Here is a 12,283-nt window from a genome sequence, read left to right as displayed (position 1 = left end):
GGCGGCGCGCGCGGCGGAGCCGGTGGGCGTCCGGCACGAGTCCGGCCAGCACGCCGTCCCGGCCGACCGCATCCGGCTGGACCCGGAGACGGGCGAGGACAGCGGCAGCACCGGCAACGGTAAGGGCTCCTACCCCTTCCCCGACCTCGCCCTGCTCGGCGTCCCGGACTGGGCCGGCCACCCGGTGGTCCGGCTCGCGGCCGCCGAGGCCGAACCGGACACCGTCCTGACCGCCCTCGGGTACTCCACCCACACACCGAGCCCCGGCGCCCGGCCCGACACCCTGCGCCTGCGGGTCGTCGGCCTCGCGGACCGGTACCTCGGCGTGCGCGGCGACGGCATCCGGGACGGCCACAGCGGCAGCATGCTGGTCGACGGGGACGGCCTGGTGCGGGGTGTGCTCAAGGGCAGCCGCTCCTTCCAGCGGGACGAGGGCGGCTGGTACACCCCGGTCGGCGCGCTGACCGCGCTGCTGGGCACGGCCGGGGTCGCCCCCGTCCCGCCACCCGCGCCGCCCGGGAACGGCGAGCTGGTCGACGCCCTGATGGCCTTCGAGCTGCTGCGCCGTCCCGACGGCCGCTACGACCTGCTCGACACCATGGGCCGGCACCTCGGCCTGGCGCACTCCTTCGAGGCCGAGGAACGCCCCGACCGCCGTACCCATCTGCACCAGATCGTGCGCGCCTGCCGCAGCTTCCGCGACGGCCGGACGGCCCTGCGGGCACTGCGGACCGCGATGGCCGAACTCGCCCCGGACGACGGCGCACTCGGCACACTCGACGCCGTGGTCGGGCGCGCCCTCGGCGAGCGGGGGGACGGCTAGCCGGATGCACGTGACACCGTTCGTTCCCCCGGCGGCCGGCCGGGGGCCGTGGCCGGAAGGGGCCGAGGAGGTTCTCGTCGGAATCCTGCTCGGCTTCGACAGGATGCTCCAACTCACCTTCCGCCAGGACGTGCTGGCGACCATGGGCGCGTCGGCGAAGACCCGTGGCATCCAGGCCGACATCCGCGAGGACTACACCCCGCGACCGCACGTCCGGGAGATGCTCCGGGCGATCCGCGCCTTCCGGGATCCGTGGGCCGCGCTGGACGCCCTCGCCGAGGCGCTGGAGGAGCTGGCGCGGAACGACGGCGCACGGGACTGGCTGGAGCTCGCCCGACGGGTCCTGAACCGCGGCGAGGACCTTCCCCGCGGTGAACTGCTGGCAGTGATCGGCGAGTTGCACGAGATCACGGCGCCGACCAGGCCGGCCCGCCACCTGCCGGAGGACATCCCGGGGCTGCGGGAGCGCGACACGGCGGAGATGACCCTGCCGGCGCTCCTGGACCTCCTCGTCAACCGGATCGACGACGACCCCCTCGGCCCGCTGGTCGCCTTCCTCCGCGCGCTCGGCGACAACCCCGAGGTCACCCGGCAGCACCCGCTCCCGGCCCTGCGCCGGTTCCTCGCCGCCCATGCCTACCGGGCGCCCGCCGTCGCGGCGGCGGTCCCCGGCGAGCGGCTGATCGTCCAGGTCCGGCTGGACGAGGAGGGGCCCGTCCACACCGGCGACACCCGGTACCGGCTGCACATCTCCTACTACCGCCAGCCACTGACGGGCGGACCGTTCCGGCGGGTCGGCAGCCACCAGGACGACCAGGCGTTCACCAGGAGCGAGCTGCTCGGGGCGGGCGGCGCGCGGCTGGTCGCGTGGAAGGAGCTGAAGCTGGCGCTCCGCACGACCGACCCGGTCCGGATCGAGTTCCTGCTGCCACGCTCCATCCTCGGCTACACCGCCGAGCTCTGGTCCACCGGCGCGACCCGCCGGCCCCTGGGCGAGTTCCACCCGGTGGTGGTCCGGCAACTCGAACGGTACTGCGAACCCCACCTCGGCCTCGCGCTCTGGCGGCAGCGTTGGGCCAACCTCCAGTCCCACGGCGTCGACTCGAACGAGGTCATCGAACGGATCGAATGGCCCTCGCTCGACCGGGCGAGCGCCAAGGAGCTGCTCAACTGGGTGACCGGCAGGAAGAACCTCGCCTGTCTGGGACTGACGGTCCCGTACGAGCAGCTCGACCCCGAGGTGCAGTACGCCGTGGACGACGCGATGTACTTCGAAGGGATACCCGTCCTGATCTGGCGGCGGGTGGCCGGCGACCCGGACCCGCTCGTCGCGGCCCTCCGCCAGCACCGGCCCACCCGGCTGGCCGAACTGCCCGACGCCGTCCACCGGTACCGGCGGCAGGTCGGCGGCCCGAACCCGGACCCGGACCGCACGGTCACGCTGCTCTGGGACGACCCGGACTGCGTGGACCCCGATCAGGACTACGCCTTCCCCGGGATCGTCGAATGACCACGAACCCCACGGCGACCCCACGGCGACAAGCGACGAGTCAGGAGCGTTCATGGCCGAGGACTGGTGGATCTACCGGGGCACCGGCGTCCCTCACGGCGGGATCGCCGGGCTCCCGCCGGCACCCGCCTGGCGTGCCTTCGGCGACCCGGACAGCGACCCCGAACGGCTGCCGGCGCCGCCCCCGGAGGACGCGGCGGCCGGTTCCACGGCCCGCCGGCTCGGCCGGGTCCGGCAGGCGGCGGCGTACCAGGCGGACGCGCGGGAGGTCCGACTGGTCAATCTCGCCCTGCACCTGCGCCGCCCCTTGCTGATCACCGGAAAGCCCGGTGTCGGCAAGTCGACCCTCGCCTACGCGGTCGCCCACGAGCTGCGCCTGGGCCCGGTACTGCGCTGGTCGATCAGCAGCCGGTCCAGCCTGCGCGACGGGCTGTACAGCTACGACGCGATCGGGCGGCTGCACGAGGCCGGGCTGTCGCGGGAGAGCGCCCGGCGGGCCGACCCCGACGGGGACCCGCGGCCGGAACCCCGGGACGAGCCCCGCTCACCCGCCATCGGCAGGTTCCTGCGGCTCGGCCCGCTCGGGACGGCGCTGCTGCCGTGGCGGACACCGCGGGTGCTGCTGATCGACGAGATCGACAAGAGCGACATCGACCTGCCCAACGACCTGCTGAACGTCTTCGAGGAGGGCGAGTTCGAGATCCCCGAGCTGCTGCGGCTCGGCCCGGACCCGCAGGAGGTCGGCACCGCCGACCACGGCCGGACGGCGGTGGTGCGCGGCGGTGTGGTGCGCTGCGCGCAGTTCCCGCTGGTCGTCCTCACCAGCAACGGCGAGCGGGACTTCCCGGGCGCGCTGCTGCGGCGCTGCGTCCGGCTGGAGATCCGGGCGCCGGACGAGCAGCGGCTGGCCGCGATGGTCGCCGCCCACCTGGGGGAGGAGGCGGCCGCCGCGGCGGAGACCACCGATCTGATCGCCGAGTTCCTCCGCCGTCAGCGGCAGGACGGGGCGGAGCTGGCCAACGACCAGCTCCTGAACGCCCTGCTGATGGCCGGACGCGTGCTCAGGACCGACCAGCGGGGGCGGGACGCCGTGCGTGACGTCCTGCTCCGTCCGCTCAACGAGAGCTGAGCGGAGGTGGGTTCGGCAGCGCCGGGCGGGGCGACAGAGGGGGCACCGGAGGGGCCGACGGAGGGGTTGACGGACGCGCTCGCCGGGCTGCTCCGGCCGGCGGAGGGCGGGCCGCTGCCGGAGGACCTCGCGGACGTCCTGTGGATCGCCGGGCTGGCCGGACTGCTGGACCCGCCGCCGACCCCGCCGCCGACGCCGATGTCCTCCGTGCCGCGACCGTCCGCGGCACCACGGCCTGCCCCTGCCCGGCCGGAGTCGAGCGCTGTGCCGCGGCAGCCCCCGCCGCCCCGGCCCGCCGGGCGGGCCCCGGCCGATCCGGCACCCGCCGTCGCCGTACCGCCACCGCTGCCGCACACGCCGCCCGTACGACCGCCCGCCGGACCGCCCGCCGGACCGAACGCCGCGCTGCACCATCGCCCCGGGCCCCCCGAGGCCGGCGGCGCGGACCGGTCCGGCGGCCACGTCGTCCAGGTCACCCAGCCCGCCGCCCTGGACGGCGGCCTCGCCCTGGCCCGGGCCCTGCGCCCGCTGCGCCACGCGGTCGACGCCCCCGGCCGGGCCACCCTCGACGAGGAGGCGACGGCCGAGGCCACCGCCGAGACCGGCATCCTGCTCCCGGTCTGGCGGCCCGCCCAGCAGCCGCGCTTCTCGGTCGACCTGCTGGTGGACACCGGCGCCACGATGGCCGTCTGGCACCGGCTGGCCGGCGAGCTGAGCACCCTGCTGGAGCGGCACGGCGCCTTCGCCGACGTGCGGTGCTGGGCGCTCGACACCGACCGGCCGGTCCCCACCCTCGCACCGTTCCACCGGCGCCGCCCGGGCGCGCCCGCCGCCGCCAGGGCGGACTGGTCCCGGCCGCTCAACGACCCGACCGACCGGCGGATCCTGCTCGTCCTCACCGACGGCGTCGGCCCGGCCTGGTACGGGGAGGCGCTTCCGGAGTTCCTCGCCGGCGCCGCCGCCGCCCGGCCGGCGGCGGCGCTCCAGGTGCTGCCCCGGCGGCTCTGGCACCGGACGGCGCTGCGCAGCGCCCTCGTGGCCGCACGCGCCTCCGTGGCGGGCCGGCCCGTCCCGGCCTTCCGCTCGGACGCCGCCCTTCCCGGCATCCCGCCCGGCAACCGGGGCGCCGAACTCCGGGCGGACATCCGCTGGCTGCCGGTACTGGAGGTCGACGCCGACTGGGTCACCCCCTGGGCCGACCTGACCGCGGGCCGCACCTCCGGGTGGACGCCGATGCTCGCCGCACCGATCGCCGGCGTGCCGCGCCCGCAGCGCCCGACCGGCCCCGCCAACGACCCGGCCACGCCCGCCGAACGCGTCGCCCGGTTCCGGGCGGGCAGCTCGCCCGCCGCGTACCGGCTGGCCTGCCACCTGGCGGCGGCGCCGCTCAGCCTGCCGGTGATGCGGCTGGTCCAGCGGGCCACCGTGCCGGAGTCCGGGCAGACCGATCTCGCCGAGCTGTTCCTCTCCGGGCTGATCGCACCCCGGGGCGCAACGGCCGCCGACCCGGACGAGCAGGTCTACGACTTCCGGGACGGCGTGCGGGAGGAACTGCTCGCCGAACTGACCCGCACCGAGGCCGTCCATGTGCTGAAGCACGTGCTCACCAAGGTGTCCGGCCGGGTCGCGGCGACCTTCGGCGGCACCCGCGACTTCCGCGCCGTCGCCAGGCTGGTCGGAGCGGACGGGGACGGCGAGGAGGACGGCGGTGAGGTGCGGCTGTCGGCGCGGAGCCTGCCGTTCGCCGAGGTCGCGGTGACGGTCCTGGCGAGCGCCGGCGGCCAGCACGCCGCGCTCGCCGCGCGGCTGGCCGAGGCGGTGACGCGGACGGCGCGCGGGGCGCAGGCGACGCGGACGCCACAGCCGGACCCGCCACCGCTGCGGCTCGATCGGCTGTCCCCGGTCCGACCGGTGCTGAGCCCGCCGGAACCGCCGAGGATGATCGGACGGAAACGCGAACTCGCTGCCCTGGCCGCTGCCTTCGACCCCGACCGGGCGGTGTCCGGACCGCCCGAGCAGCCTGCCGTGGTGGTCGTCGTCGGCGCGACCGGCATGGGGCGCCGACGATTGGTCCAGGAGTACGTCGCGGCGTACGGCGGGCGCCACAGCTTCACCCACTGGATCGACGCGACCTCGCCCGGCTCCCTGGAGCGCGGGCTCGGCCGGCTCTGGTACGCCCTCTCCCCCGCCCTGTCCCCCGCCGACGAGCCCTACGACGCGTCCTCCCCGGCCGCCCTGTGGGAACGGCTGGCACGGCACCGGGACTGGCTCGTCGTCCTCGACTGCCTCCCCCCGGACGGCTGGTCCGCCGATCCCGAGTACCGGTTCTCCCACGAGATTCAGGGGCGGGGTTGCGTACTCGTCACGACCGACAGCCCCAGCAACTGGGCGGCGGGCGCCACGGCCGTCGTACTCGAAAACCTCGACACCGACGAGGTGCTGGACGAGCTGGCGGCACGGCTGGGCCCCGCGTACGACCCCGACGACTCCGGCCAGGCCACGGCCCTGCGACGGTTGGCGCAGCGCCTGCCGCACATGCCGGACATCCTCGCCGAGACGGACCTCGACGCGGAACTGGCGCGCGCCCTTCCCGCCGCGACCACCGCGCCGCCGCCGAGCCGGACGAGCAGCAACCGGGTAGTCGTCCACGCCACGGTCCAGGGCCTGCCGGTGACGCTGCGCCTGCCGGTCCCGGGCTCCGCGGCGCGGTCCGGGATCCCCGCGCCGTCCCCCGCGTTCACCGGCCGCGCCGAGGCTCTCGCCGCGCTGCTGTCGTTCCTGACACCCGTCGAACCCGGGAAGCTCCCGACCCGCACGGCGCTGGTCACCGGCCTCCCCGGTATGGGGAAGTCCGAACTCGTCCTCCGGGCCGCCGCCACGGTCCTGGAGCGCGGCTGGTACCCCGGCGGGACGCTCTACCTCGACCTGCGCGAGCACCCGTACACCCCCGGACCGTCCGGTACCCCGGGCCTGGCCGCCCCGCTGCACGCCCTGGGCATTCCGGCCGACATCGTGCCACCGGACGCCCCTGCCCGGCTCGCCCTCCTCCAGGACGTTCTCGCCCAGCTCAGCGAGGAGGCCGGACCGCTCCTGCTCGTACTCGACAACGCGCCACCGCACGCCGACCTCGCGCCGTACCTTCCACTCGACGGCCGGGTCACGGTCCTCGTCACCTCCCGCCATTCGCTGCCGACCGGCGCCGTCCGGTTCGACCTGCAGGCGATGACCCCGGAGGATTCCGTCCAGCTCCTCCAGAACCGGGTACAGGCGTCCCTGCTCGGCGATGATCGCGTCCTTGGCCCGACCGGTCCCTGGCGGGCGCTGGCCGAACTGTGCGACGGCCTGCCGCTGGCGCTGACGATCTGCGCCGACCGGCTGGCCGACCAGCCGGCCCTCCCCGTGGCCGCCCTGGTCCAGGAGCTGAGCGACCACCGCTACCGACTCGACGGGCTCAGTCACCGCGAGCGGAGCGTGCGGGTCGCCTTCACCGAGTCGTACCTGGACCTGTCGAGCAGCGAGAGCCGGTTGTTCCGGCTGCTCTCCGTGTACCCGTACTCCGAACTGTCCATTGACGTCGCCGCCGGACTGGCGAGCCTCGACATCGTGGTGGCGGAGCAGCTCATGGCGGCACTGGCCCGGGCCCACCTGGTGGAGCCGGGCCCGACCCCGGACCACTGGCGGCTCCCCCCGCTGCTCCGGCTCTATTCCGTAAGCCGGGGCGAGGCCAATGCCGACGTCGACGGCCGGGCGTTCTCGCTCGACCGGCTGTTGGTCCACTACCAGTTGGAGACGGAGGCCGCCGCGTCCGGGGACCGCCGGGACACCATCCGTTTCCGCCGTCCCGAGCAGGCCCGGGCCTGGCTGGAGGCGGAACGGCCGATCCTGGCCGCGCTGGCCGCTTACACGGCCGAGCACGGTGACGTCGACGCCGCCCCCGCGTTCACCCGTTCCCTGCTGCGGATCCTCCTCACCGCCCGGCGATTCGGCGACCTGACCGCCATCGCCGAGAGCATGCGGGCGATCGACCGCCGCCGGGGCGGCAACACGGTTGCCGAGTGGTTCCTGCGCGCCCTCGTCCAGGCCCTGGACGACTCCCGGGTCCGGCCCGTGGACCGGCCCGCCGAAGATCGAGCAGCGCTCGATCGGCTGTTCCGGGTCTTGTCCGGGGAGGAGCCCCGGACCAACGAGCTCTACCTGGCCGTTCAGATCCCGGACGCCGACGAGGCAACGGTCCTCGTCCTGGAGCGGATCCTCGGCGAGGTCCAGCGCGCCTCGACCATCGAGAGCGGGCTCACCCGACCGTCGCCCGGGTTCGGGGCCGAGCTACTGCTCACATTCGTCGGACCGGGGTATCCCCTGGCCACGGCCGGGCGCGCCGTCCTCGACCTCTGGGACCGGATCAAACGGCTTGATCCCGCCGACCGGCCGCAGACCCCGGTCATCGTGTCCGTCCTGCACGGCGGCTTCCCCGAACGCCTGCCCGGAGCCGAACAGTTGAGGCTCAGGATCACCGGGGACCGCTACGACCGCAACCGGCTCGTCACGGCCGTCGCCGTCTCCGGGCCGGTGTTCGACATGCTCACCGAGCAGTTCGGCACGGACATCACCATGCGCTTCGACCTGCTGCTGGTCGGGGGTGCGAGGCCACCGGCCGAGGAGGCCACCTACCTGTACAGCGGGGACCCCCAGCTCCTGGGCCTGATCCTCTCCCATCCGACGGAGGGGCGGATCATCGAGTCGTGAGCCCGCCCGCCCCACCGGCGGCGGTGGTGGGGCGGGCGGGCCTGTGGTTGCGCGGACGTCAGGCGAGGCAGTCGGTGTCGGGCCGCGCCTCCAGGTACTTCCGGTCCAGCAGGGTCTTGACGTTGTAGGAGTCGGTCCCGAACTCGGCGGGCTTCAGCTTCTCGTTCAGGTACTGCTGGATGCCCTTGCCGGGCTGGGCGAAGCCGGAGGCGATGCCGCCCTGTTCGACCTTGAAGGGCAGCTTCACGCTGTAGCAGTGGTAGCTGTCGACCTCCTTGCTCTCCTCGACCACCGGGTTGAGGCTGTCCGGCGGGAGCGCGCGCTCGGGGAAGGAGGTGCCGGGCTTGGAGAGGTAGCGGCCGTAGTAGAGCCCGAAGCGGTCGAGCTTGGTGCCGGGCGCGATCTCGACGGTGGTCCGGTCGATGACGCCGTTGACGTCACGGAAGCCGTCCTCGGCCGGGTACTTCCAGTCGAGGCCGTCGCGGTACCAGGAGAGGAACTGCTGCGGCGTCAGGCCGCCGAAGCGGTCGTAGTTCTTCAGCAGCTTGGCGACCCCGGCGGGCAGGTTCCTGGGGCCGAGCTCCTTGAAGCCGCAGTAGAAGTTCTTCTTGTCCTCGGCGGTCGGCCGGTACTGCTCGCTGGGGCAGTCGGTCGGGTCCGCCTGGGCCTCGGTGACCGGGAGCGTGGTGGCGGCGGCGCTCTGGGTGGCGGCGGTGCCGGTCACCAGCAGGGCGGCCGCCAGGGACAGGGCGGCGAGATGGCGGGAACGCATGGGGTCGGGTCCTCCGGGGGTGGCAGGGGTCCGGGCCGGGCGCGCAGGGGGGCGCCCGGTGGCACGGAAGGGATTGATCGACAACGGATCGATCGGCACCGGAAGCTACACGCCGCCACGGCGTTGATTCGTGGGCGAAACGCCCTCCCCGGCCCCATTCACCCGATCGGCGGGAGTCCGGTGCGACCGGCGCCAATTCCAAGGGCGGGAAGGGGCTTTGGCCCAGGCCGGGGACGATGCCGGTCCCGACCTCCGAGCAAATGTTTCATGGGGAGAAATATTTACTTCCTCACGAATGTTCTCCCCGGAGTGTGCGCGGGAAGGCCCCGCCACCAGGCGAGGACAGGAGCGACCCGTGCGCGTCGAGATCTGGAGCGACATCAACTGCCCGTGGTGCTACATCGGCAAGGCGCGGTTCGAGCGGGCGCTGGAGCGCTTCCCGCACCGGGAGGCCGTGGAGGTCGTCCACCGGTCGTTCGAGCTCGACCCCCGGGCGCCGCACGAGGCCCGGCCGGTGGTGCCGCTGATCGCCGCCAAGTACGGGATCGGGCTGGAGCAGGCCGAGGCGGCGGAGCAGCGGATCGCCGACAACGCCGAGGCGGAGGGGCTGGCGTACCTGCGCTCGGGGCGTGACGCCGCGAACTCCTTCGACATGCACCGGCTGCTCCACTTCGCGGCCGAGCACGGGCGGCAGGCGGAGCTGCTGGACGCCCTCTACCGGGCCAACTTCGCCGAGGAGCGGTCCGCGTTCGCGCCCGGGCGGCTCGCCGAGCTGGCGGTCGAGGCCGGTCTGGACGGGGCCGAGGCGGCCCGGGTGCTGGCCGATCCGGACGCCTACGCGGAGGCGGTGCGCGAGGACGAGGCGACGGCGAGCGCGATGGGTGCCACCGGGGTGCCGTTCTTCGTCCTGGACCGGCGGCTGGGGGTCTCGGGCGCGCAGCCGGTCGACACCTTCACCGCAGCGCTGGAGCAGGCCTGGGACAGCCGGCCGGTCGTGCCGCTGGTCGCCGTCGGCACCGGCGAGAACGGCGGCGCGGACAGCGGTTCGGCCGCCGGCGAGGTCTGCGGGCCGGACGGCTGCGCGGTGCCGCAGCACTGACGGCGGCGGATGCGGGATGCTGGCCGCATGAGTACCGCGGTAGTGGTGGGCGGCGGGCCCAACGGGCTCGCCGCCGCCGTCCGGCTGGAGGCCGCCGGGGAGATCGGCGGCGGGGCGCGCAGCGGGGAGGCGATCGTGCCCGGGCTGCTGCACGACCACTGCTCCGCCATCCACCCGATGACCATCGGCTCGCCCTTCCTGCGCGGCCTCGGCCTGGAGCGCTTCGGGCTGGAGTTCCGGCTGCCGGAGATCGACTGCGCGCACCCGCTGGCGGACGGCACGGCCGGAGTCCTGCACCGCTCGGTCGCCGCGACGGCCGCCGGGCTCGGGGGCGCCGACGGCCGGCGCTGGCGGCAGCTGTTCGAGGGGCCGGTCGCGGGGTACGACCTGCTCGCCGACGACCTCATGGGCCCGCTGCTGCGGCTCCCCCGCCACCCGTTGCGGCTCGCCCGCTTCGGCACGCCCGCCCTGCTCCCGGCCGCCGCCGTCGCCCGGGCCTTCACCGGGGAGCGGGCCCGGGCGCTGTTCGGCGGGGCCGCCGCGCACGCCTTCCAACCGCTGGACCGGCCGCTGAGCGCCGCCGTGGGCCTCGGGCTGCTGACCGCCGGGCACCGGCACGGCTGGGCCGTCGCCGTCGGCGGCTCCGGGGCGATCACCCGGGCGCTGGCCGCGCTGCTCACCGAGCTGGGCGGGGTGGTGGAGACCGGTGTCCCGGTCCGCTCGGCGGACCGGCTGCCGCCCGCCGACCTCGTCCTGTACGACCTCGCGCCCGGCGCCGTCGCCACCCTCCTCGGCGACCGGCTGCCGCCCCGGACCGCCCGCGCCTACCGCCGGTTCCGGCACGGGCCGGGCGCGTTCAAGGTGGACTTCGCGGTGGCGGGCGGGGTGCCGTGGACGGCCGAGCCGGCCCGCCGCGCCGGGACCGTCCACCTCGGCGGCAGCTTCGCCGAGCTGGCCGCCGCCGAGCGCGCCGTCACGGCCGGGCGGATGCCGGAGCGGCCGTTCGTGCTGGTCGGCCAGCAGTACCTGGCCGACCCCGGCCGCTCGGCGGGCGACGTCCATCCGCTGTGGACGTACGCCCATGTGCCGCACGGCTGGACCGGGGACGCCACCGAGGCGGTGATCGCCCGGATCGAGGGCTTCGCGCCCGGCTTCCGGGAGCGCGTCCTCGGCCTGGCGGTCCGCCGCCCGGCCGACTTCGCCGCCGACAACCCCAACTTCGTCGGCGGCGACATCATGACCGGCGCCAAGGACGTCCGCCAGCTGGTCCTCGGCCCCCGGGCCACGCTCCACCCCTACGCCACCGGGCTGCCCGGCCACTACCTCTGCTCCGCAGCGACCCCGCCCGGGCCCGGTGTCCACGGCATGTGCGGGGCCAACGCCGCGGAGGCGGCCCTGCGGTGGCTGCGCGGGCGGTCTACGGGTGGGCGGGGCACGGCACGCGGCTGACGGCTGACGGCCCGACCGGCCGCCGATCAGGCCGGCGGGCCGGCCTCGGCCCCCGCCTCGGCCCCGGTCACCCGGGAGAAGGAGCGGCGGTAGACCCGGGGCGGGACGCCGCGGCGGCGGACGAAGCGCTCCCGCAGGACTGCCGCGCCGCTGTAGCCGACCCGGCGGGCGATCTCCTCCACCGGCAGGTCGGTGGTCTCCAGGAGTTCCTCGGCGGCGGTCAGCCGCAGCTCGCCGAGCCAGGCGTGCGGGGTGGTCCCGGTGGCGGCGGTGAAGCGGCGGAGGAAGGAGCGCTTGCTCATCACGGCGCGGCGGGCCAGTTCGTCGACCGGCAGCGGCCGGTGGAGGTTGGCGCGGGCCCAGCCGAGCAGTTCGGCCAGTCGCTCGTCCTCGCCGTCCTCGGGCACCGGTGCGGCGAGGTACTGGGCCTGGCCGCCGTCGCGGTGGGAGGGCAGCACCATGTCCCGGGCGATGTGGTTGGCGACGGCGGCGCCGTGTTCGCGCCGGATCAGGTGCAGGCAGAGGTCGAAGCCCGCGGCGGCGCCGGCACCGGTGGTGATCCGGCCGTCGTCCAGGTACAGGGCCTCGGGTTCGACGGTGACCTCCGGGTGGCTGCGGGCCAGCAGTCCGGCGAAGCGCCAGTGGGTGGTGGCGCGGCGGCCGTCGAGCAGTCCGGCGGCGGCGAGCGCGAAGGTGCCGACGCAGTGGGCGGCGACCAGGGCGCCGCGGTCGTGGGCGGCCGCCAGGGCGTCCAGGAC

General features: G+C 75.3%; 8 protein-coding genes. 6 read left to right on the top strand and 2 right to left on the bottom strand.

The genetic code is table 11. The annotated features are described in order from the left end of the window. The 4 genes from VR45_RS47340 to VR45_RS42850 form a co-directional block, all read left to right on the top strand. Nucleotides 1–823 (top strand): hypothetical protein (locus VR45_RS47340; protein WP_159394416.1); only part of this gene is annotated, 823 nt, incomplete at its 5' end. Between the two features lie 10 nt (nt 824–833). Then, nucleotides 834–2,333, top strand: coding sequence for a hypothetical protein (locus VR45_RS31120; protein WP_159394415.1), 1,500 nt, complete (start codon nt 834–836; stop codon nt 2,331–2,333). Between the two features lie 52 nt (nt 2,334–2,385). Then, nucleotides 2,386–3,462 carry a MoxR family ATPase gene (locus tag VR45_RS31115; RefSeq protein WP_045943217.1) on the top strand — a complete coding sequence of 359 codons (1,077 nt, stop codon included), beginning with the start codon at nt 2,386–2,388 and terminating at the stop codon, nt 3,460–3,462. Nucleotides 3,463–3,528: 66 nt separating this feature from the next. Continuing rightward, nucleotides 3,529–8,205 (top strand): ATP-binding protein, encoded by a 4,677-nt coding sequence (locus tag VR45_RS42850; RefSeq protein WP_052709503.1) that lies wholly within the window; start codon nt 3,529–3,531, stop codon nt 8,203–8,205. Between the two features lie 58 nt (nt 8,206–8,263). Here VR45_RS42850 and VR45_RS31100 read toward each other — a convergent pair whose 3' ends face one another. Further along, on the bottom strand, nt 8,264–8,977 hold the full coding sequence (locus VR45_RS31100) for a TNT domain-containing protein (protein ID WP_045943216.1): 714 nt from the start codon (nt 8,975–8,977) through the stop codon (nt 8,264–8,266). A 355-nt stretch (nt 8,978–9,332) separates the two neighbouring features. Here VR45_RS31100 and VR45_RS31095 point away from each other — a divergent pair, with 355 nt between their 5' ends. Together VR45_RS31095 and VR45_RS31090 are read left to right on the top strand one after the other, a co-directional pair. Then, a complete protein-coding gene (locus tag VR45_RS31095) occupies nt 9,333–10,076 on the top strand; it encodes a DsbA family oxidoreductase (protein WP_045943215.1) in 744 nt (247 codons plus the stop codon). A 27-nt stretch (nt 10,077–10,103) separates the two neighbouring features. Then, a complete protein-coding gene (locus tag VR45_RS31090) occupies nt 10,104–11,525 on the top strand; it encodes an NAD(P)/FAD-dependent oxidoreductase (protein ID WP_045943214.1) in 1,422 nt (473 codons plus the stop codon). Between the two features lie 26 nt (nt 11,526–11,551). On the opposite strand, the gene VR45_RS31085 is transcribed toward VR45_RS31090, so the two are convergent. Continuing rightward, a partial coding sequence (locus tag VR45_RS31085) for a helix-turn-helix domain-containing protein (protein WP_045943213.1) occupies nt 11,552–12,283 on the bottom strand: 732 nt, incomplete at its 5' end.

Source organism: Streptomyces sp. NRRL S-495 (assembly GCF_000966955.1).
In the GTDB taxonomy this organism is placed as follows: Bacteria; Actinomycetota; Actinomycetes; order Streptomycetales; family Streptomycetaceae; genus Kitasatospora; species Kitasatospora purpeofusca.
Note: the sequence above shows the minus strand (reverse complement) of the source record. Positions and strands in the feature narration are given on the sequence as shown.